The organism is Streptomyces sp. GC420 (genome assembly GCF_009916105.1).
Taxonomy (GTDB): Bacteria; Actinomycetota; Actinomycetes; order Streptomycetales; family Streptomycetaceae; genus Streptomyces.
In genome coordinates this window covers 1-20,349 of the sequence record NZ_JAAAXQ010000117.1, presented here as the reverse complement: position 1 = coordinate 20,349, position 20,349 = coordinate 1, and the positions used below count along the sequence as shown (strand labels likewise).

Genomic DNA, 20,349 nt, shown 5'->3' with positions numbered 1-20,349 from the left:
GTGCAGGGGTCGCGTGGGGTCGGGGCCGGTGGTCTCCGTGGTCTCCTGAGGTGCGGAGGGTCCGCCTTCCCCGGGCGACGGTGCCGGTGCCGTCCCGGGACGCGTCACCTCCCGCGGCTCGGTGAGCCCCGACGGGCCGGCGCCCGCCGCCGCCCGGGGAGCCGGTGCGGCCTCACCGGTGCCGGGGCCGCCGGCGCCGCCGTGCGCGGCGGACGCAGGGACGTCCGAAGAGGCGTCCGGCCGCCGCGGGGCCGGGAGCGCTTCCTCGCGGTCCGGGGCCGCCGGTGCGGCCGCAGGAGCCGTTCCCGGGGCGGCGGCACCGGATCCGCCGGCGTCCGTGGCCGCCGGGCGGGCGTGCCCGGCCGCGGTGGCCGGCGGGCCGCCGGGCGAGGGGACCGCGGCGGTGTGCGGCTGGGGCTCGGTCCGCGGCGCCGACGGCGCGGGGTGACCGCCGGCCGGCCTCGGCCGGCTCCACCACTTCGGCTTCGGTCCGGTGGACTTGACCTCGTCCATGTTCTCCCCACAGCCGGCTCACGGTGCTGTCCCGAGAGCGTGCCACCTCGACGTCACGCGTTCCACCCCCCGTGTGCCCGCGGCGCGGAGGGGGTGGCGCCCCAGGGATTCAATCAGGTCCGGCCGGGCCCGCGCAGGGCCCGGAGGGTCAACGCATGGAGGAGACCGGAGTGTCCGGGGTCGCGGATGCGGCCGGCCGGGTCGGGCCCTGGGCGGGCTGACCGGACGTGGGGCGGGGGCCGGTCTCCTCGGCCACCGCGGTGAGGATCAGCGGCGCGCCGGTCAGCCCGGTCGGCATCGGTGTGGCGAAGGGGTGCGACAGGCCGCCCAGGGGCGGGGCGGTCGCGGCGGCGGTGGTGGTCGTCGCCCCGGCGTCCGGCAGGTCGCCCGACGCGGCGAAGACACTGCTGAGGCCACTGCCGCGGCGACGGGACTGGTCGCCCGTCACTCCGGTCCGCGGGGCCACAGAGCTGCGCGGGGTCACCTTGGACCCGGGGTTCTCGCCGCCGCGGGAGTTGGAGTCGACGGCGGCGTTGAGCGGCAGCGCACCGCCGAGGGCGATCGCCGCGAGCGAGACGGCGCCGGCCGCGGCGAAGGCGAACCTCCGCCCGCGCGAGGCGGACCGCTCCGCCGCACCGACGTCATGGATCCGGAATCCGTGCTCCCGGTCACCGCCGGGAAGCACGGAGGCGGCTGGTCCCGACGGGACGTAACCGAACCCTTCGGGCGTCATTCCGAAGACGGCGTCACCGAAGCCGCGTCTGTCCCCGCCCCCTCTTCCGGGGTCGCCATCACCCCCGGGCAGCCCGGGAAGACCCTGGAGGCGCGCGAGCAGCCCCTCGGAGGGCGGCGGGGGCGCGGTCTGGGCGAAGACGCTCTTCAGTCGGCGCTGTGCGTCGGCCTCCGCCTTGCAGCGCCAGCAGGTCGCCAGGTGTGCGAGGACCCGTTCGCGGGCGTCGTGCTCGAGCTCTCCGTCCACCAGCGCGGCCAGTCGGTCGCCCAGGTGCTGTTCCGCGGGTGACGGGTTGCCGGACGCGCTCACGCCGACCCGTCCTCTCTCGCGGCCGCCTGACTCACCCCGGCGAGCGAGCGCTGTTCCGCGCGTGCCTCGGGCGAACGGTGCTGCAGGGCCTTGCGCAGGTGGGAGCGCCCACGGTGGATCCGGCTGCGGACCGTCCCGAGCTTGACACCCAGCGTCGCGGCGATCTCCTCGTACGACAGGCCCTCGATGTCGCAGAGGACGACGGCCGCGCGGAACTCCGGCGCGAGGGTGTCCAGCGCCTGCTGCACGTCGGCGTCGAAATGGGTGTCGTGGAAGGCCTGCTGCGGGGAGGGCTCGCGGCTGGGCAGCCGCTCCGCCGCGTCGTCACCGAGCGCGTCGAACCGGATCCGCTGGCGGCGGCGCACCATGTCGAGGAACAGGTTCGTCGTGATGCGGTGCAGCCAGCCCTCGAAGGTGCCCGGCGTGTAGGTCGACAGGGAGCGGAAGACACGGACGAAGACCTCCTGCGTGAGGTCCTCGGCGTCGTGCTGGTTGCCCGTGAGCCGGTAGGCCAGGCGGTAGACCCGGGCGCTGTGGGCGCTGACGATCTCCTCCCAGGACGGAGGGGTCCACGCGTCTTCCGCGAACGACGCGGTGGCGGTGAAGGTCGCGGTGGTCGCGGAGTCGGCGGCGCGGGACTGGTCAGCGTTGTCGGTCACGGATTTCGGCTCGCCCGCTGACCTGCGAAAGCGCCTCAGCACTCCCCGGTCACCGGCCGCAGCCGCACCTCCCCTGTCGGCTCTGGTGGTGTCCAGTGGAGCCCCTACCATAGCCACCTCGCCCGTTAGCTCCGGATAAGAAGAATTACGCGCATTTGGTGCGCACACCTTGTCCTGATTCATCTGCTCCCCCGCCGGATCCCCGCTGTCCTCCCTCCCCTCTCAACGGCTGGTCCCATCTGCGGGTTCCCGGGGCCAACGGATACAGTCACGGGTGCGTCAACTACGGGGACAGGAGAGGGCCATTACGGGCAACCGGCAGACGAGCTGGGCGTTCGCCGACGCGTTTGTCGCCGAGGACGATGTGCTGCGCTGGGCACGGGACCGGGCCCGCGAGGCGGGACTGCGTTCCGTCTCGCCCGGCACCGGCGCCGCGCTGCGGCTGCTCGCGGCAACGGCGGACGCCAAGGCCGTGGCCGAAATCGGTACGGGCACCGGCGTCTCCGGCATCCACCTGCTCCAGGGCATGCGGCCGGACGGCGTGCTGACCACGGTCGATCCCGATCCCGAGCTCCAGCAGCTGGCCCGGCAGGCCTTCCGCGACGCCGGCTTCGCGGCCAACCGCGCGCGCTTCATCCCCGGCCACGCCCTCGAGGTCCTGCCCCGGCTCGCGGACGGCGGTTACGACCTCGTCTTCTGCGACGGCGACCGCCTGGAGTGCCTGGACTACCTCGCCGAATCGTTGCGCCTGTTGCGGCCGGGGGGCGTCGTCTGCTTCGAGGGTGTGTTCGCCGACGGACGTACCGTCGAGTCCGCGGCGCAGCCCGCCGAGGTGCTGCGGCTGCGCGAGCTGCTGCGGGCGGTCCGGGAGAGCCGGGAGCTGCTGCCCGCGCTGCTCCCGGTGGGCGACGGCCTCCTCTGCGCGGTCAGGCGCGGCTGAGCCTCGGCCCCGCGGGACGCCCGCGGACGCTCCACGCACGCCCCGCGGACGCCGGTGAAGGGCAGGCGAGCGGCCCGCGAAGGGCACTCGGAGACCGCGCGCCATGACCACAGTGCCCGCACGACGCCGCTGCCCCGGCGGTGGACGCGTACCCGTGGGGGTACGCGTCCAGCGCCGGGGCAGCGGAACGATTGATCGCTTATGCGCTCAGACGACGACCTTCTTCAGGGCTTCGCCCAGTTCCTCAGCCTCTTGCGGAGTCAGCTCGACGACAAGCCGACCGCCGCCTTCGAGCGGAACGCGCATGACGATGCCCCGCCCCTCCTTGGTCACCTCGAGCGGGCCGTCGCCCGTCCGCGGCTTCATGGCCGCCATGCTCGTTCCCCTTCCTGAAACCAGCTCATCGTCTGCCGACGGCCCCATAGCAGGCGCCGGACACCGGCATCGAACACATTGCTTCTTGGCCATTATCCCGCATCGCGGCACCTCATGACCAACATCGGTCCGCATCCCTTGCGCAACGCACTCGCGCAAAACCACTCAATTCGGGGATGTGGCTGCGATACTTCGCCCTTCGCGGGCGATGCCGGGCGGATTTCCTCCGCCCCGGATTCTTTGACGCAGCTCACATGCGCCGTCCCCTGGCGTCCCCGATGATCTCCGTCATGCTGTCCGGTGACGACTTCTGAACACCGAGGGGACGACCCACATGGCAGACACCGTGCTCTACGAGGTGACCGACGGACTGGCGACGGTCACCCTGAACCGCCCCGACGCCATGAACGCGCTGAGCATCGAGACCAAGGTCGCCCTGCGCGACGCGCTGCGGCTGGCCGCCGACGACTCGGCGGTGCGGGCGGTGCTGCTGACCGCGACCGGGCGGGCCTTCTGCGTCGGGCAGGACCTCAAGGAGCACGTCGGGCTGCTCGCCGAGGGCTCGGACCAGGTCATGAGCACGGTGCGCGAGCACTACAACCCGATCGTCCGGGCCATCACCCAGATGCCCAAGCCCGTGGTCGCCGGGGTCAACGGCGTCGCGGCCGGCGCGGGCTTCGGACTGGCGCTCGCCGCCGACTACCGCGTGGTCGCCGACACCGCCGCGTTCAACACCTCCTTCGCCGGGGTCGCGCTGACCGCAGACTCGGGAGTCTCCTGGACGCTGCCCCGGGTGATCGGGCCGAGCCGAGCCGCCGACCTGCTGCTCTTCCCGCGCAATGTGTCCGCCCAGGACGCGTACGAACTGGGGATCGCCAACAAGCTCGTTCCCGCCGCCGAACTGGCCGCGGAGGCCGGGCGGACCGCACGCGCGCTCGCCGGGGGCCCGACCGCCGCCTACGCCGCGATCAAGGCCTCGCTCGCCTTCGCCGCGTCCCACACGCTCTCGGAGACCCTGGACAAGGAGGACGAACTCCAGACCCTGGCAGGGGCCTCGGAGGACCACAGGATCGCGGTGGACGCCTTCCTGAGGAAGGAGAAGCCCGAGTACCTGGGCCGCTGAGCGCTGTGCCCGGGCCCCGCCCGGGACTCAGGAGGCAACCACCGCCGAGCCGCGCGCGAAGCAGTCCGCCAGGTGGTCGTCGACCAGACCGCAGGCCTGCATCAGGGCGTACGCCGTGGTGGGGCCGACGAAGCGGAAACCGCGCTTCTTGAGGGCCTTGGCCAGGGCCGTGGACTCCGGGGTCACGGCGGGGACGTCGGCGAGCGTGAGAGGAACGGGACGCCCTGCGGGGTCGGGGGCGTACGACCAGATCAGGGCGTCCAGCTCGCCGGGCGCCAGTCCGGCGGCGGTCCTGGCGTTGGCCACGGTCGCCTCGATCTTGGCGCGATTGCGGATGATGCCGGTGTCGGCGAGCAGCCGCTCGGTGTCCTCGTCGGTGTAGGCGGCGACCTCCGCGATCCTGAAGCCGGCGAACGCCCTGCGGAAGCCCTCCCTCCGTCGCAGGATCGTGATCCAGGAGAGCCCGGACTGGAAGGCCTCCAGGCACATCCGCTCGAAGAGCGCGTCGTCGCCGCGGACCGGCCGGCCCCACTCCTCGTCGTGGTAGGCGACGTAGTCCTCGGCGGACAGTCCCCAGCCGCAGCGCAGCCTGCCGTCCGGACCCGGCAGGGAGCCGCCCGCCGCGCTCATCGGCCCGGCTCCTCGTCGCGGGGCTCCGCCGGGCCGTACGGCTTCAGCAGGTCGGGCCGGGTGGCGGGCGCGGTCCCGGCCCGACCTGCCCCGGCGAGCTCCGCCTCCAGCCGGGCGATCCTGTCGTCGCGTTCGGCGAGCTCCGCGCCGAGGCGGTTCAGCACGTCGTCGACCTCGGCCATCCGGTAGCCGCGCACGGCCACGGGCAGCCGCAGCGACTCCACGTCCTCGCGGGAGACCGCGCGGGCCGCCGGCAGCGGGTCGACGACCCGGTCCGGGGAGGTCTCGGCGAGAGGGCCGCCTTCACCCCCGCCGACCACCGCGAGCGTGACCGCGGCGACGACCACGACCAGCGCGATGAGCAAGAAAAGGAACACGTCGATCTCCCCGGGGCTGCGCGCACGATGCTGTTCGCCCACGATCGTGCCATGCGGGCCCGGCGACCGAGCGGTTAAGGTCGCAGGCGGACGACGCGAGGAGGAAACACGGGATGCCGAAGCTGCGGCTGGGCCGACGGGAGTTCGAGGCCCATGAGCCGGTGATCATGGCGATCGTGAACCGGACCCCGGACTCCTTCTACGACCGGGGCGCGACCTTCCTCGACGAGCCGGCGCTGGCCCGCGTGGAGGAGGCGGTCTCGGAGGGCGCCGCCATCATCGACATCGGCGGGGTCAAGGCCGGTCCCGGCGAGGAGGTGACGGCCGAGGAGGAGGCGCGCCGCACGGTCGGATTCGTCGCCGAGGTGCGCAGGCGCTTCCCCGACGTGGTGATCAGTGTGGACACCTGGCGGCACGAGGTCGGCGAGGCCGTCTGCGAGGCCGGCGCGGATCTGCTGAACGACGCCTGGGGCGGGGTCGACCCGAAGCTGGCCGAGGTCGCCGCGCGGTACGGAGCCGGTCTGGTGTGCACCCACGCAGGGGGCTCCGAGCCCCGGACGAGGCCGCACCGGGTGACGTACGACGACGTCATGGCGGACGTCCTGCGGGTCACCCTGGGCCTGGCCGAGCGTGCCCTCGCGGTCGGGGTGCGCGGGGACGGCATCCTCATCGACCCCGGGCACGACTTCGGCAAGAACACCCGTCACTCGCTGGAGGCCACGCGCCGGCTGGGCGAGATGGTGGACACGGGCTGGCCGGTGCTGGTCTCCCTGTCCAACAAGGACTTCGTCGGCGAGACGCTGGACCGGCAGGTCAGGGACCGGCTGCTGGGGACGCTGGCGACGACGGCGGTCTCGGCGTGGCTGGGCGCGCGGGTCTACCGCGTCCACGAGGTGGCCGAGACCCGGCAGGTCCTGGAGATGGTCTCCTCCATCGCCGGTCACCGGCCCCCGGCGGTCGCCCGCCGGGGACTGGCGTAGCCGGTCCTGCGGCCGTCGTTCAGACGCCGGTCTCCTCGGAGACGAGGGCGACCGCCTCCTCGACCTCGTCCGTGATGTGGAAGAGCTCCATGTCGTGCGCGGCGGCCTTGCCCTCGGCGATCAGGGTGTCGCCGAGCCACGAGACGAGTCCCTGCCAGTACTTGGTGCCGAACAGCACGATCGGGAAGCGTGTGACCTTCTGGGTCTGGACCAGGGTGAGGGCCTCGAAGAGTTCGTCCAGGGTGCCGAGCCCGCCGGGGAGCACCACGAAGCCCCGCGCGTACTTCACGAACATCATCTTCCGGACGAAGAAGTAACGGAAGTTCAGGCCGATGTCGACGTACGGGTTGAGGCCCTGCTCGAAGGGCAGCTCGATGCCGAGCCCCACGGAGATGCCGCCGGCCTCGCAGGCGCCCCTGTTGGCGGCCTCCATGGCACCGGGGCCGCCGCCCGTGATGACCGCGAACCCGGCCTCGGCCAGGCCCCGTCCGAGCCGCACGCCGGCCTCGTACTCCGCAGAGTCCCTCGTCGTACGGGCGGAGCCGAAGACGCTGATGGCGCGCGGGAGTTCGGCGAGCGTGCCGAAGCCCTCCACGAACTCGGACTGGATCCGCATCACACGCCACGGATCGGTGTGGACCCACTCGGTGGGCCCTACGGAGTCGAGCAGCCGCTGATCGGTGGTGCTGTGCTGCACCTGGCCCCTTCGACGCAGTACCGGCCCGAGCCGCTGCTCCTCGGGCCGGCGCTCTCCCTGGGGGTTCCCCATGGTGTGCTCCCTCCGCTGTGTGCTTGTACACGGCTCAGCGTAGGTCGCCGTGTGTTACAGCCGGTGGAGCGAAGGGGAATTCAGGTGGTCAGCCAGGTGCGAAGGCGTTCCTCGCAGTGGTTGATCAAGGTGGCGAGGACCCTTTCGTCCCTCTTGTGCGCGAGCAGCGGGGCGCCGGGGCCGTAGTTGACGGCGGGGACGCCGAGGGAGCTGAAGCGCGAGACGTCGGTCCAGCCGAACTTGGGCCGGGCCACGCCGCCGACGGCCTCCATGAAGGCGGCGGCGGCCGGGTGGGAGAGCCCGGGCAGGGCTCCGCCGGAGTGGTCGTCGACGACGAACTCGCTCACCCCGCAGTCCGAGAACACCTCGCGGACGTGGGCGATCGCCTCCTCCTCCCCGCGGTCCGGCGCGTAACGGAAGTTGACCGTGACGGTGCACTCGTCGGGGATGACGTTGGTGGCCACGCCGCCCTCGATGCCCACGGCGTTGAGGCCCTCGCGGTACTCGAGGCCGTCGATCACCACGCGGCGGGGCTCGTAGGAGGCCAGGCGGGCGAGGATCGGGGCCGCGGCGTGGATCGCGTTGGACCCCATCCAGCCGCGCGCGGAGTGCGCGCGCTCGCCCCGGGTGCGCAGCAGCACCCTGAGGGTGCCCTGGCAGCCGCCCTCGACCTGGGCGTCCGAGGGTTCGAGGAGGACGGCGAAGTCGCCCTCCAGCCAGTCGGGATGGGCGGCTGCCACGTGCCCGAGACCGTTGAGGTGCGCGGCGACCTCTTCGTTGTCGTAGAAGACGAAGGTGAGATCGCGGTTGGGCGCGGGCACCGTCGCGGCGAGCCGCAGCTGCACGGCGACCCCGGACTTCATGTCGCAGGTGCCGCAGCCCCACAGGATGCCGTCCTCGTCCAGCCGGGACGGCACGTTGTCCGCGATGGGAACCGTGTCGATGTGTCCCGCGAGGACGACCCGCTCCGCGCGCCCCAGGCCGGTACGGGCCACGACGTTGTTGCCGTACCGGTCGACGGTGAGGTGCGGCAGTCCGCGCAGGGCCGTCTCGATGGCGTCGGCGAGAACCTTCTCCCCACCGCTGACCGAGGGGATGTCGACGAGCCGGGCGGTGAGGGTGGCTGCGTCCAGGGACAGGTCGAGTGCGGGATGCTCCATACCCGCGACCCTACCGCCGCCCGGTGCGGCCTCCGAGGCACCTCCGGAGGACTCCCCGGGCCTGCCGGGCGGAGGCGGCCGGGAGCGCCTCCCGGCCGCCTCGGGGGTCCTTCCGAGGGTACTCAGGGGGCTTGCGCGGCCCCGGTACCGTGTTGGGCGTGCATCAGCCCTCCACCACCTCCTGGCGCCGCCGCCTCCTCCGCCTCACGGTGGCCCTCGGCACGCTCCTGGTGCTCGCGGGCTATCTGCTGACGCAGTACGAGAGCGGTGTCCCCGGCATCCCGAAGTGCACGGTCACCTCCGCGCAGGGAGACGGGGCGGCCTTCGAGCTCGATCCCGAGCAGGCCGGCAACGCGGCGACGATCGAGGCCGTCGGCTCCAGCCGCGGCATGCCCGAGCGCGCCGTCGCCATCGCTCTGGCCACCGCCCTGCAGGAATCCGCGCTGCGCAACATCTCCCACGGCGACCGGGACTCGCTGGGGCTCTTCCAGCAGCGCCCCTCCCAGGGATGGGGCACCGCGCGGCAGATCATGGACCCGGTCTACTCGGCGGGGGCGTTCTACGACCACCTCGCCAAGGTCCCCGACTACACCCGGCTGCCGCTGACGGTCGCCGCGCAGCGCGTGCAGCGCAGCGGTTTCCCGGACGCGTACGCCAAGCACGAGCCGGACGCCGAGCTGCTGGCCGCGGCCCTGACCGGGCGTGCGCCGGGCACCCTGAACTGCACGGCCCGGGTGACCACACAGGCCGGCGACCCGGCGGTGGTGCGCGCCAGACTCGTCAAGGAGTTCGGCGCCGAGGTGCTGCCGAAGATCGGCGAGGCCGGAGAGAGCGTCGCGGGCGCGGCCGGCAGCGGCGGGGGCGTGGTGCGGGTGCCGGTGCGCCCCACGGTCCGCGACACGGCCGGAGACACGGAGCCTGACGGGGTCGCGGCCGCGGGCTCTGGCGAGGCCGCGGGCTCGTCCGGGGACGCGGACGGAAGCGGTGACGGCGACCGGGCGCGGCGGCGCGGCTGGGAGCTGGCGCACTGGGCCGTGGCGCACGCCTCGGAACTGCGGCTGGAAGAGGTCTCGTACGCGGGCCGGGTGTGGCGGGTCGCCGACTCGCGGGACGGCTGGACGAGCACCGGGGACGGGAACGGCGATGACGGCGACTCCTCCGCGGAGGGCGCGGCCGTTCCGGACACGGTCCGCATCGTCACCGCGCAGTAGTACGGACGGTCACCCGGCGGGGTTGGTGCCGGAGCGGACCCGTGTCCCGCCGCGGGCGCCCCCGGCCACCGCGGCCACCGGCTCGCCGGAAGTGGGAAAGCCGCAGGCGCAAAGGGATGTGACGAGGCATCAGCCAGGTGCGGGACGGCCGTGGCGCACATCGTTTGCCCGCTTTTATCCACAACGGACAATACGATGCGTGACCAACTCTTTACCTCGGCCCACCGCACCTCCCGTCCGCTCCGCTCGGTTGTCAGTGCGTCCGCCCTCCGGACGAAGAACAGCCGATAGCAGATGAAGAGATCGTTCTCTCGCGTCGAAGGAGCAACATGTCCCTCCCCCTCACTCGTCGGATCGCCCGTGCCGCGCTGCTCACCGCAGCGGGAGCGGCCGGTGTGGTCGGAGCGGCCGCCGGCTCCGCGAACGCCGCCACCGGCCTCCCGGCGGCGACCCCCGGTCTGGGCGGGCTGAACGCACCGGACGGCGGCGCCGCCGACGGCACTGCCGACCAGGCCGCCGGCCTCGTGAGCGACGCGGGCGGCACGGCTCTGCAGCAGGGTGGCAAGGTCGTCGACAGGACCACCGACAAGGCCGGCCCCGTGGCGGAGAAGACGACCGGCGGGACCACGGGCAAGGCCACCGGCGTCCTGGGCGGGGCGGCCGGGTCCGTCACCGGCGGCGGCCTGCCGGCCGGCAAGCTGGGCGGTCTGCCCACCCAGGGCGTGCCCAGCGGCACGCTCCCGGTCCAGAGCCTGCCCCTGGGCTGACCCGTCCGGCCGTCCGGCCGGTGTGGTGTGGTGCTACGGCGGCACGCGAAGGGGGCCCGGGAAGTGCGCACTGGTCGCACTCCCCGGGCCCCCTTCACGTACGGATGAGTGGGCACCGGGCCCCGCCGAGGCCCGGACCGGCCGCCCGACCGCGGTCCGAGCCGTCGGCTCGGACCGCCCGCGGCTCAGGCCAGCCGCTTGACCGCGGCCTCGACCCGTTCGTCGGTCGCGGTGAAGGCGACCCGTACGAAACGCTCGCCGGCGGGGCCGTAGAAGTCCCCGGGGGCGACGAGCACGCCGCGCTCCGCCAGCGCCGCCACCGTGTCCCAGCAGGGCTCGTCGCGGGTGGCCCAGAGGTAGAGGCCGGCCTCGCTGTGCTCGATGCGGAAGCCCGCGCTCTCCAGCGCCGCGCGCAGCGCGGTGCGGCGGGCCTGGTACCGGGCCCGCTGCTCGGCCGCATGGGCGTCGTCCCCCAGGGCGGCGACGGTGGCGGCCTGTACGGGCGCCGGCGTCATCATGCCGCCGTGCTTGCGGATCTGCAGCAGCTCGCCGAGGACGGCCGCGTCACCGGCGAGGAACGCGGCACGGTAGCCGGCCAGGTTGGACCGCTTGGACAGCGAGTGGACGGCGACCAGACCGTCGAACGAGCCGCCGCACACGTCGGGGTGCAGGACGGAGACCGGGTCGGCCTCCCAGCCCAGTTCCAGGTAGCACTCGTCGCTGAACACGAGGACGCCGTGCTCGCGGGCCCAGGCCACGATCCGGATCAGCTCCTCCTTGGCGAGGACCCTGCCGGTCGGGTTGGACGGCGAGTTGAGCCACAGCAGCCTCAGCCCCGCCGGGTCCAGCCCGGTCGGATCGTCGTACGCGACGGGGGTGGCCCGGGACAGCCGCGCCCCGACCTCGTACGTCGGGTAGGCGAGCCGCGGGTACGCGACCACGTCGCCCTCGCCCAGCCCCAGCTGCGTCGGCAGCCAGGCCACCAGTTCCTTCGAGCCGACGACCGGCAGCACATTGCGGTGCTCGACGCCCCGCGCGCCGAGCCGCCGGGCCGTCCAGCCGGTGATCGCGTCCCGCAGCTCGGCCGTGCCCCACACCGTCGGATAGCCCGGGCTGTCGGCAGCCGCCACGAGGGCCTTCCTGATCAGCTCCGGCACCGGGTCGACGGGCGTGCCCACGGACAGGTCGACGATGCCGTCCGGGTGGGCCGCCGCCGTCGCCTTGTACGGCTCCAGCCTGTCCCAGGGGAAGACGGGCAGCCGGGAGGAGACGGAGGACACCGCAGCGGCGGAGGACGCAGCGGACTCGAAGGACGCGGAAGACACGGGAATCAACTTTCTCGTACGGGCCCTCACGGGCGAAACGCCGCGGTCCCGCACGGCGGGCAAGCCGTACGGGACCGGGGCGGCACGACCGTCGTCGGATCAGGCCTGCGGCGGAAGTGCGGCGATGAAGGGGTGGTCACGCTCGATCAGACCCAGCTTCGAAGCACCACCGGGCGAGCCGAGCTCGTCGAAGAACTCGACGTTCGCCTTGTAGTAGTCCTTCCACTCCTCCGGGGTGTCGTCCTCGTAGAAGATGGCTTCCACCGGGCAGACCGGCTCACAGGCCCCGCAGTCGACGCATTCGTCCGGGTGGATGTACAAGGACCGCTGGCCCTCGTAGATGCAGTCGACCGGGCACTCCTCGATGCACGCCTTGTCCTTGACGTCTACACAAGGCTGCGCGATGACGTAGGTCACGCTGTCGTTCCTCCTCGATAGGGCGCTGGCGGGCCTGTCCGATAAGGCTCCGCCGCACGTGGCGCGCGGGAGCGCGGCGTCGATGCCCGCACCTAGTATCTCCGTTCCGGGGCATGATCCGAACAGGAGGGGCGGACCTAGCTGTGGAATTCACCGCCAGGGCACGGCTCGAGGTGCGCATTTCGCCCTCTGACGTGGGCAAACGCGTGTCTGTCAGACGGTTGACGCAGAGCGGTGACGGGCCGGAGAAGTTCACCGACACGGTCGGGGTTCTCACATCATGGGACTCGGGTGTGCTGCGTATCACACGACGGGACGGCGAGACCGTCCGGATCGCGGAATCCCGGCTGGTGGCGGGCAAGGTGGTGCCCGCTGCCCCGGCGCGGCGCAGGGGCCCCTCGGCGAGCGCGGCCGAGCTCGCGCGGGTGACCTCGCGGGGCTGGCCGGCCGTGGAGAACGAGCGGCTCGGCGAGTGGGCGCTTCGGGCGGCGGTGGCCCGGGGCTCGGGACGGCCGGTGGGGTTCACCCGGCGCGCCAATTCCGTACTGCCCCTCGGCGAGCCGGGAATGCCGCTGGACGAGGCGCTGGCGCGGGTCCGGCGGTGGTACGAGGACCGGGGCCTTCCGCCGTACGTGCAGGTCTCCACGGGCGCCGAGGGCACGCAGGAGCGGCTGGCGGCGGAGCTCGCCGACCGGGGCTGGGACAGAGAGGTCACCGCCGAGCTGCGGATCGCCGCGCTCGCCCCGGTCGCCGACCTCGGCACGGGCACCTCCCGGGTTGTCCTGTCCCGGACCGTCGACGAGGACTGGCTGCTGCGCTATCAGCGCGTCGGCAGGCCCGACCCGGTCGTCCGGCGCGTCCTGGAAGGCGGCCCCTCGGTGTGGTTCGCGACGGTCCCGGGCGTGTCGCGGACTCCGGCGGCCGTCGGGCGGTGTGTCGTCGACGGCCGCTGGGCCGGATTCATGGCGGTGGAGGTGGGCCCCGAGCACCGCAGGCGGGGTCTGGCGAGCGCCGTCATGGCGGCGCTCGCCGGGCGCGCGCTGGACGAGGGGGCCTCGGCGGCCTGGCTCCAGGTGGAGACCGACAACGAGGCGGCCCGCGCCCTCTACGACCGGCTCGGCTTCACCACCCATCACAGCTACCACCACTTCCGTGCCCCGGGCGGTGTACCCCGCGAAGACATCGCCGGTGAAAGCCGCTGACGAGACTCACTGACAAGACCCACCGAACGGGTACGAAGCTCGTATGCATCCCCAATCCTCCGGTCCGGCGGCCGAACGGCGACGCAGATTCGCCGAGGAGGCCCGTTCCGAGCGGCCCGACCTCTCGCTGCTGTGCCTGCTGATCGGCGCGGAGGCCGATGCCGCGCTCGACGAGGCCGGGATGGACGCGGCCCAGATCGAGCTGGACCGGCTGGCGGGGATGGTGCCGTTCCGCCCCGGCGGGCCGGCCGCCTGGGCGGCGGCCCTTGCGGAGGTGCTCGGCGGGCGCTGCGGCTTCCGCGGCTTCCCCGCCGACTACCGCAGGCTGGACTCCTCCCTGCTCCACGTCGTGCTGCGGCGCCGCCGGGGGCTGCCGATCCTGCTGTCCGTGGTGTGGGTGGAGGTCGCCCGCAGGGCGGGCGCGCCGGTGTGGGGGGTCGCCCTGCCCGGGCACTTCGTGGTGGGCTTCGGCGACCCCTCCTCGCTGGTCCTGGCCGACCCCTTCGACGGCGGCCGGCTGCTCACCCGCGCGGATGCCGAACTCCTGGTCGTCGGGGCCACGGGCAGCCCGCTCGACCCGTCGACGCTGACACCGGCGGAGCCCCTCGCGATCGTGCAGCGCATCCTGGGCAACATCCGCGCCTGGGCGGCGGCCCGCCCGGAGCGCAGCGACGTACAGCTGTGGGCCGTCGAACTCGCGCTGCTGCTGCCCTCGCACCCGGCCCGCCTGCGCTACGAACACGCGGTGCTGCTGGTGCGGCGCGGCGCGTTTCTCCAGGGCGCGGCGGAACTCGAGGAGTACGCCGAGCTGCTCGCCGCGGTGGACCCCTCGACGGCCCCTCGCGTCCGGGAACAGGCCCGCGCGGCCCGCGCGATGCTCAACTGAGACCGCCGGAGGGCGCCTCGGCGTTCCGGCACCCGGGCCCTGCTCTCGCGGGGCGGCCCGCCCGCACCACAGCCGGCCCACCGGCCGGGCGGGCGGTGCCTGCGCCGGGACGAGTGCCGCAACGACGGCGGCCACGGGCGAGCCCCCGGCCGTGGGGCGCGGGGGCTCGGCTCCGGTGGGTACGGGTCAGTTCGGGGTGGTGTCGATGACGGCGGTTCGCTCGGCTGCCGTCCTGCCGCGCAGCGCCTTCCGCAGCGCCGCGGCGACGTCCTGCGGCAGCACGGCCCGCTTCCCGGTCGCGCTCTCGATCTGCACGCCGTCGAAGGTCGTCCCGTACAGCTCCTGGAGCGCCTTGAGGTCGTACGTCTCCTCGAGCCGGCCGTCCACGGCCTTGACGCCCAGGATCTTCGGCAGCGACAGCTCGGGGCCGAAGGGGATGCTGTGCGCCGGGTCCGTCTGGATGTTGACCAGCCCGGACATGGCGGGCTTGGCGAACTCCTTCATCATCCGGTCGACCTCGGCCTTGCCGATGGCCGGCTCCTTGGTCGTGACGGGCATCTGGACCGTGGTGGGCCGGCCGGTCTCGACCATGGTGCGGTACGCGTCGGTGACCAGGTCCGCCGCCTTCTCGGCGTCGACGGCCTTGCCCGCCCTGCCGTACACCGGAACGGCCCGGCCCGGCTCGAACTTGATGGTGCCCTCGGTCACCGAGCCCGAGCCGCCGGTCAGTTCCTCCAGGGTGACCCGCAGCTTCTCCTCGTCGACCGGCATGACGGGCTGCACCACCCGTGCCTGCCCGAAGAGCGAGCCGATCACCGACACCGGGTTGTAGTCGGTGCCCGCGGCCCGGCGCACGGTCTCCGTGGTGTCCAGGGTGAGCCCGGCCTTCTGGGGGTCGAGTTCGACGGTCCTGCCGTTGACGGACAGCTTGAGCGCCGCGATGGCACGGCCGCCGAGAACCCGGTCGAGCTTCTGCGCCGCCACCTCCTTGGTGGAGCCGCCGATGTCCACACCGAGCACCGTGGTGCCCTTGGCGACGTCGGAGTGGTTGAGCACCAGCCCGGCGCCGTAGGCGACACCGGCTATGCCGATCACCCCGGCCGCCAGGAGGACGGCCTTGGAGCGGCCCTTCTTCTTCGGGGGGGCGCTGGAGGAGGAGGCGGGCTCGGCGCCCGGCGCCGGCCTGCCGGCCGGCGGGAACTGCGTTCCGCCCGGAACTCCGCCGCCCGGCGGCACCACGGGGATGCCGCTGACCAAGGTCTCGCCGGAGACGCGGTCGCCGGGGCCACCGGGCACTCCCGGTCCGCCTGCACCCATGCCGGGGCCCGGCGGGCGGCCGCCCGGCACCACGGGCTGCGGAGTGAGCACGGCGGTGTCGTCGTCGCCGATGCGGGGCATGCCGGCCTGCGGGCCGGGGTTCCGGCCGTCGTGCGGGAAGGCGGACGCGTCCATCGGCATGCCGCTGCCGCCCTGGGCCGGCGCCTGGCCCTGCCCCTGCCGCGGAATCCGGGTGCCGGGGTCACCGGGCCCGGCCGGGCCGCGCGCTCCCACGGGTCCGGCGGAGGCTCCCGCGCCACCGGGCTGCCCACCGGGCTGTCCGGGCCGCGCGGGGAGGCCGGGAGCGCCGGCGCCGGGTCCTCCCGGGCCTGCCGCTCCTCCCGGACCTGCTGCTCCCGGACCTGCTGCTCCCGGGCCGGTGGCCTTGGGCCTCACGGGCAGTCCGCCCACGGAGGGCATCGCCGTCGTCTGTGTCTTGCTGCTGCCACCACCGGTGGCCGGCGCCTTGCGCGGCGCGAACCAGTCGCTCGTCTTCTCCTTCTCCCCGGCCGGCTCGGGCGCCTGCGCCGCCGGTTCCTCGGGCGCCGGGGCCTCGGCCTCCCCGCCACCGCTCCGGCCGGCGCTCTGGCCGCCGCCCTGCCCTCCCGCCGCCGGGCCTTCCTTCGCCGCGGCCATCGTTGCCTTGTCCGCGTCGCTCACCGGCGTACGCATCACGACGGGCGGTATCGGCCGCGAGCCCGGGATGTTGATCCGGATGCGCGTGGTCAGCGTGGTCTCGGTCCTGGGCTCGTCCTGAGCGCCACCGCCGGCGCCCTTCTCCGCCCGCTTCCCCTCCGCGCCGCCGGCGGTGCCGTCGTCGTCCTGCGTGGGCGTGGGATGCAGCGACGGATACTGGCGGGTGCCGTACGGCGGGGTGCCCGAGGGGTACGCGGCGGCTCCGCCGCGCCCCTGCGGCCCGGCGGACGAACTGTCAGTTTCACGACTCAAAGCAGGTTCTCCCAGTCAGCTCCGCCGCCCGATTCGACCTCGTTCGGGTCCCGCAGGCCGGAGGCGAGGGGTGTGTCACCCTGCCGTGGCGGCCCGGGGCGCTCGGCGGTCCGCCCCACCTTACTGGCCACGGCACCTCCCGGCCCCGAGACCTTCACGAAGCCCACCCTCCGGGACACGATCCGGCCCGGACACCGTGCGCCGCCGCGTCGCCACAGGCCGCGGCACCGTACCGGGGCAAGAGGTCCTTCACCTGCCAAGTCGGACAGGAGGCGCGCCGGGTTGCCGCAACCGCGGCATCGTGGCGCACATCACAGCCACGATCATCCCGCCCAACAGGTAGGCGTACGAGCCCAGTCCCGCGCCGAACAGATAGTCGCCCTCCGGTCTGGACGACGTCATCACCATCACGGCGAGCAGCCAGGCACCCGCGGGGACGGCCGCCCCGACACGGGTCCCGGTCGCCGTCGTACCGCCGTAACCGAGCCCGGCGAGGGCGAGCAGCGCGAGCACCAACCCGCCCGGGAACCAGGCCGCTTGTACCAGTGTCCCGGCGACTCCGACGGCCGCCCCGAGGACGGCGAGGAGCCCGTAGGCCAATGTCTTCACTCTGTCACCCCTGCGAACAGGTCGGTCTCACGCGAGCCGGCCGGAACCCCACCGCGGTCCGTGCCGCGGAGGGCGCCGCCTGCTTCACCCTGGACCAGACGGTAGTACTCGGTGGTGAAGACGGGTTGGGCAAGGTCGTTCGATAGTGCGAAGAACGGCCCGTCCACGGCGATCTGTGTCGCATGCGCACGCATCGCGGCCGTTTTGGCCGCCGCGTACCGAGTACCGTCGATCTCCGCGGTGACGTCCGCATCGTCCACGACGCCCGGTACGTCCTCGAGTTCCGCGATGCCCGGGAAGCCCGTACCGTCGCCGCGGAGCCGGGCGAAGGCCTCCTCCGCGACGGAACGGGGCACGCAGTTCCAGTAGATCTTGCGCACCGCCCAGGGAGCCCCGAGGTCACTCCGGTGGGCGGGATCGGCGGCCAGTTCGGCGGCGCGCATGGCGACGCGGTGGGCCTGGATGTGGTCGGGGTGTCCGTACCCGCCGTGGGGGTCGTACGTCACCATCACCTGCGGCCGGGTCTCCCGGATCACCTCGACCAGGTACGGCGCGGCCTCGTCCGTCCCGGTGCTCCAGAAGGCACCGGGGCGGCGGTTCTGAGGGGCGCCCATCATCCCGGAGTCGCGGAACCGGCCCGCGCCGCCGAGGAAACGGTGGTCGCCGACTCCGAGTTCCTTCATGGCGGCGGCGAGTTCACCCGCGCGATACGGACCGAGCCGGTCCTCCCGGTCCGCCGCGAGGTGCGCGAGCGAGGGCGGGATGATCTCACCCTCCTCACCGAGCGTGCAGGTCACCAGCGTGACCCGGGCGCCCTCGGCGGCGTACCTGGCCATGGTCGCGCCATTGTTGATCGACTCGTCGTCGGGGTGCGCGTGCACCAGCAGCAGACGACGGGCCGGCAGGCCCGTGGCGGGCTCGGCAGCAGGCTCGGCGGCGGGAAGATCCGTCATGGGGACAGCCTAATCCGGTGCCCGACGCACCTCGGGTCGTCGCTTATCACGCACGCATGCGAGACAGTCGTGGGGTCGATGCCGGTCCGGCCGCCTCCGGGGCGGCGCGGAGTACGGGAGCGAAAACGTGCACGACTCGAAGGACCCCGCCCGACCTGACCCCGCCGCACCGGACCCCGCCGCGAACCGGCACGGCGGCGGGGGTGGTCAGCCCGTCTCGGTCTCCTGGCGCTTCGTGCTGCTGGGACTGGCCGGAGTCACGCTCGCCCTGACGGTCACCGGCATCGTCATCGAGCGGGTGCCGGGACTGTCCCCCTTCCTCGTCGTCCTTCCCGCGCTTCTCGCCGGCTGGGGGAGCGCCCGGCAGACCCTGGCCGCCTCCGTGTGGGTGACCCTCGTCGTCGCGGGCTCGCTGGTCTACAGTCCGCTGGACTCGATCGGCGACACGCTTTCCGTGATCGTGTTCGCGATCCTGTTCAACGGCATCAGCGTCCTGCGGGCCGAGCAGCGCATCCACCGGGAGCGCGAGATCGCCCGGCTGCGCTCCGCGGCGGCCGCCCTGCAGCGCCAGATCCTGCGCCCCTTTCCCCTGATGACCGGTCAGCTGGTCGTCCACGGCCTGTACGAGCCGGTGGAGGAGGACAGCCGGGTCGGCGGCGACATCTACGAGGTCGTGGACTCGCCCTACGGGAGCCGGGTCTTCATCGGCGACGTCCAGGGCAAGGGGCTCGCCGCCATCGGCGCGGCCTACGCGGTGCTGAGCGCCTTCCGGGAGTCCGCCCTCGCGGAACCCACGCTCACCTCGATCGTCGACCGTCTGGAGCAGGCGGTGCTGTGGCACAACTCGTTCGCCGCGCAGGTCGGGGACCGCGAGCGCTTCGTCACCGCGCTCGTGCTGGGGGTCGGGCCGGGGTCCGAGGCGCAGGCGGTCAACTGCGGCCACGTGCCGCCGTATCTGCTGCACGACGGGCGCACCGGGCCGGTACTGCGGCGGGAGCCGGGCGTCCCGCTGGGACTCGGCCCGCTTACGCAGGAGCCGCGCACCGTCGAGTGGTTCGACTTCCCCGAGGGGGCCACGCTCCTGCTGTGCACGGACGGCGTGACCGAGGCCCGCGACCCCGAAGGCGCCTTCTATCCACTGGAGGAGCGCGTCGGCGCCTGGAGGGATGTCCGCCCCCTCGAAGTCACGACGACGCTGCGCCGCGAACTCGAGGAGCACACCCGGGGCAGCGCCACGGATGACAGGGCCGTGCTGGTGCTCCGGAGAAGAACCACGGCCGGCCCCGCGTGAGACCCGACTGCCGTCCCGCGAAGGGCCGTCAGAACTTGATGCCGCCGATCATGCCGGCGACATTGGTGGTCAGTTCGCTGATGGTGGGCGCGATCGAGGAGCTGGCGAGGTAGAAGCCCAGCAGCATGCAGACCACGGCGTGACCTGCGTTCAGCCCTGACTTCCTGATCAGGATGAAGACGATGATCGCCAGCAGCACCACCGCCGAAATCGAGAGCGCCACGGCGGTTCACCTCCACATCTGAGCAGTTCGGGCCTTCATGTACATGCGCCGCGCATGTGCCAGAGAGTTCATACCCACTGGGCGCTGTAGATCATAACTTTCCGCGGCTACGCATGTATCGGTGCACGGCAGCACGAGGGGCGCATGAGCAGCCGGATCAGGACGGCGTGATCACTCTCACACGCCTACGCTCGGTCCATGACCCTCGGACGACTCTCCTTTCCCCGGCAGCACGCCAGAACCCAGCGCTTCACTCTCGGCGCGCCCCGTGCCTTCACCGTCTCGCCCGACGGCGGGCGCGTGGTATTCCTGCGTTCCCGGTCGGGCACCGATCGCGCCAATGTGCTGTGGGCACTTGACCTGGGGGGCGGGGAACGGGTCGTCGCCGATCCGGCGGTACTGCTCGGTGGCGCACAGGAGCGGTTGTCGGCGCAGGAGCGCGCGCGCAGGGAGCGCAGCCGGGAGGGCTCCGCCGGTGTGGTCGCGTACGCCGTCGACGGGGCCGTCGAGCTGGCGGCCTTCGCCCTGTCGGGGCGCCTGTTCGTGGCGGAGCTGAGGGCTGGTACGACCGTCGAACTGCCCGTGCCCGCCCCCGTGCTCGACCCGCAGGGCGCCCCCGGCGACGTACGCGA

At 73.2% G+C, this 20,349-nt stretch carries 22 protein-coding genes and 1 pseudogene; 9 read left to right on the top strand and 14 right to left on the bottom strand.

All coding sequences use genetic code 11. From position 1 onward, the window contains the following. Nucleotides 1-661: 661 nt before the first annotated feature. Together GUY61_RS16755 and sigE are read right to left on the bottom strand one after the other, a co-directional pair. Entirely contained in the window at nucleotides 662-1,555 is an 894-nt protein-coding gene (locus GUY61_RS16755; protein WP_166630979.1) for a zf-HC2 domain-containing protein, read from the bottom strand. Beyond that, the gene (gene sigE / locus GUY61_RS16750; RefSeq protein WP_166630978.1) at nucleotides 1,552-2,325 is read right to left on the bottom strand and encodes an RNA polymerase sigma factor SigE; all 774 of its coding nucleotides are present in this window, start codon (nucleotides 2,323-2,325) and stop codon (nucleotides 1,552-1,554) included. The genes GUY61_RS16755 and sigE overlap by 4 nt, the downstream gene beginning before the upstream one ends. Before the next feature lie 163 nt (nucleotides 2,326-2,488). On the opposite strand from sigE, the gene GUY61_RS16745 reads away from it, so the two are divergent. Then, nucleotides 2,489-3,154 (top strand): O-methyltransferase, encoded by a 666-nt coding sequence (locus tag GUY61_RS16745; RefSeq protein WP_166630977.1) that lies wholly within the window; start codon nucleotides 2,489-2,491, stop codon nucleotides 3,152-3,154. Nucleotides 3,155-3,361: 207 nt separating this feature from the next. Here the strand turns inward: GUY61_RS16745 and GUY61_RS16740 are convergent, their stop codons facing one another. Next, the gene (locus GUY61_RS16740) at nucleotides 3,362-3,529 is read right to left on the bottom strand and encodes a DUF3117 domain-containing protein (protein WP_208106089.1); all 168 of its coding nucleotides are present in this window, start codon (nucleotides 3,527-3,529) and stop codon (nucleotides 3,362-3,364) included. A gap of 334 nt (nucleotides 3,530-3,863) precedes the next feature. Between GUY61_RS16740 and GUY61_RS16735 the strand changes: the two genes are divergently transcribed. Next, nucleotides 3,864-4,652: an enoyl-CoA hydratase/isomerase family protein gene (locus GUY61_RS16735; RefSeq protein ID WP_166630976.1), complete on the top strand. Its 789-nt coding sequence runs from the start codon at nucleotides 3,864-3,866 to the stop codon at nucleotides 4,650-4,652. A 27-nt stretch (nucleotides 4,653-4,679) separates the two neighbouring features. On the opposite strand, the gene GUY61_RS16730 is transcribed toward GUY61_RS16735, so the two are convergent. Both GUY61_RS16730 and GUY61_RS16725 read right to left on the bottom strand, forming a co-directional pair. Beyond that, the gene (locus GUY61_RS16730) at nucleotides 4,680-5,282 is read right to left on the bottom strand and encodes a DNA-3-methyladenine glycosylase I (RefSeq protein ID WP_166630975.1); all 603 of its coding nucleotides are present in this window, start codon (nucleotides 5,280-5,282) and stop codon (nucleotides 4,680-4,682) included. Next, nucleotides 5,279-5,659: a DivIVA domain-containing protein gene (locus GUY61_RS16725; RefSeq protein ID WP_166630974.1), complete on the bottom strand. Its 381-nt coding sequence runs from the start codon at nucleotides 5,657-5,659 to the stop codon at nucleotides 5,279-5,281. The genes GUY61_RS16730 and GUY61_RS16725 overlap by 4 nt, the downstream gene beginning before the upstream one ends. Nucleotides 5,660-5,772: 113 nt before the next feature. Between GUY61_RS16725 and folP the strand changes: the two genes are divergently transcribed. Beyond that, a complete protein-coding gene (gene folP / locus GUY61_RS16720) occupies nucleotides 5,773-6,639 on the top strand; it encodes a dihydropteroate synthase (RefSeq protein ID WP_166630973.1) in 867 nt (288 codons plus the stop codon). Nucleotides 6,640-6,658: 19 nt separating this feature from the next. Here folP and GUY61_RS16715 read toward each other — a convergent pair whose 3' ends face one another. Beyond that, a complete protein-coding gene (locus tag GUY61_RS16715) occupies nucleotides 6,659-7,408 on the bottom strand; it encodes a TIGR00730 family Rossman fold protein (RefSeq protein WP_166630972.1) in 750 nt (249 codons plus the stop codon). Nucleotides 7,409-7,488: 80 nt separating this feature from the next. Next, entirely contained in the window at nucleotides 7,489-8,568 is a 1,080-nt protein-coding gene (gene dapE / locus GUY61_RS16710) for a succinyl-diaminopimelate desuccinylase (protein WP_166630971.1), read from the bottom strand. Between the two features lie 158 nt (nucleotides 8,569-8,726). Here dapE and GUY61_RS16705 point away from each other — a divergent pair, with 158 nt between their 5' ends. Both GUY61_RS16705 and GUY61_RS16700 read left to right on the top strand, forming a co-directional pair. After that, the gene (locus GUY61_RS16705; protein ID WP_313896704.1) at nucleotides 8,727-9,779 is read left to right on the top strand and encodes a heavy metal transporter; all 1,053 of its coding nucleotides are present in this window, start codon (nucleotides 8,727-8,729) and stop codon (nucleotides 9,777-9,779) included. 329 nt (nucleotides 9,780-10,108) lie between these two features. Further along, nucleotides 10,109-10,546, top strand: coding sequence for an ATP-binding protein (locus tag GUY61_RS16700; RefSeq protein ID WP_166630969.1), 438 nt, complete (start codon nucleotides 10,109-10,111; stop codon nucleotides 10,544-10,546). A 185-nt stretch (nucleotides 10,547-10,731) separates the two neighbouring features. Here the strand turns inward: GUY61_RS16700 and dapC are convergent, their stop codons facing one another. Together dapC and fdxA are read right to left on the bottom strand one after the other, a co-directional pair. Continuing rightward, nucleotides 10,732-11,826, bottom strand: coding sequence for a succinyldiaminopimelate transaminase (dapC, locus tag GUY61_RS16695; protein ID WP_166630980.1), 1,095 nt, complete (start codon nucleotides 11,824-11,826; stop codon nucleotides 10,732-10,734). Between the two features lie 144 nt (nucleotides 11,827-11,970). After that, nucleotides 11,971-12,288, bottom strand: a complete 318-nt coding sequence (gene fdxA, locus GUY61_RS16690) for a ferredoxin (RefSeq protein WP_004926152.1) — start codon at nucleotides 12,286-12,288, stop codon at nucleotides 11,971-11,973. A gap of 113 nt (nucleotides 12,289-12,401) precedes the next feature. Here fdxA and GUY61_RS16685 point away from each other — a divergent pair, with 113 nt between their 5' ends. Together GUY61_RS16685 and GUY61_RS16680 are read left to right on the top strand one after the other, a co-directional pair. Then, nucleotides 12,402-13,490: a GNAT family N-acetyltransferase gene (locus tag GUY61_RS16685; RefSeq protein WP_208106088.1), complete on the top strand. Its 1,089-nt coding sequence runs from the start codon at nucleotides 12,402-12,404 to the stop codon at nucleotides 13,488-13,490. Between the two features lie 43 nt (nucleotides 13,491-13,533). Then, entirely contained in the window at nucleotides 13,534-14,376 is an 843-nt protein-coding gene (locus GUY61_RS16680) for a transglutaminase-like domain-containing protein (protein WP_166630967.1), read from the top strand. 186 nt (nucleotides 14,377-14,562) lie between these two features. On the opposite strand, the gene GUY61_RS16675 is transcribed toward GUY61_RS16680, so the two are convergent. The 4 genes from GUY61_RS16675 to mshB all read right to left on the bottom strand — a co-directional run bounded on the left by GUY61_RS16675 (nucleotide 14,563) and on the right by mshB (nucleotide 18,203). Further along, nucleotides 14,563-16,641: a hypothetical protein gene (locus tag GUY61_RS16675; RefSeq protein ID WP_166630966.1), complete on the bottom strand. Its 2,079-nt coding sequence runs from the start codon at nucleotides 16,639-16,641 to the stop codon at nucleotides 14,563-14,565. Next, a complete protein-coding gene (locus tag GUY61_RS41190; protein WP_279576811.1) occupies nucleotides 16,638-16,772 on the bottom strand; it encodes a hypothetical protein in 135 nt (44 codons plus the stop codon). Before GUY61_RS41190 ends, GUY61_RS16675 begins: the two co-directional genes overlap by 4 nt. A gap of 118 nt (nucleotides 16,773-16,890) precedes the next feature. Then, nucleotides 16,891-17,250 (bottom strand): DUF6113 family protein, encoded by a 360-nt coding sequence (locus tag GUY61_RS16670; RefSeq protein ID WP_166630965.1) that lies wholly within the window; start codon nucleotides 17,248-17,250, stop codon nucleotides 16,891-16,893. Continuing rightward, complete coding sequence (gene mshB, locus GUY61_RS16665) at nucleotides 17,247-18,203, bottom strand: N-acetyl-1-D-myo-inositol-2-amino-2-deoxy-alpha-D-glucopyranoside deacetylase (RefSeq protein ID WP_166630964.1); 957 nt, start codon at nucleotides 18,201-18,203, stop codon at nucleotides 17,247-17,249. The genes GUY61_RS16670 and mshB overlap by 4 nt, the downstream gene beginning before the upstream one ends. A 127-nt stretch (nucleotides 18,204-18,330) precedes the next feature. Here mshB and GUY61_RS41550 point away from each other — a divergent pair, with 127 nt between their 5' ends. Continuing rightward, complete coding sequence (locus GUY61_RS41550) at nucleotides 18,331-19,494, top strand: PP2C family protein-serine/threonine phosphatase (protein ID WP_166630963.1); 1,164 nt, start codon at nucleotides 18,331-18,333, stop codon at nucleotides 19,492-19,494. A gap of 28 nt (nucleotides 19,495-19,522) precedes the next feature. Here GUY61_RS41550 and GUY61_RS16655 read toward each other — a convergent pair whose 3' ends face one another. Beyond that, nucleotides 19,523-19,717, bottom strand: a complete 195-nt coding sequence (locus GUY61_RS16655) for a hypothetical protein (RefSeq protein ID WP_166630962.1) — start codon at nucleotides 19,715-19,717, stop codon at nucleotides 19,523-19,525. 198 nt (nucleotides 19,718-19,915) lie between these two features. Here GUY61_RS16655 and GUY61_RS16650 point away from each other — a divergent pair. Beyond that, nucleotides 19,916-20,349, top strand: a pseudogene (locus GUY61_RS16650) (S9 family peptidase); the annotation flags it as partial.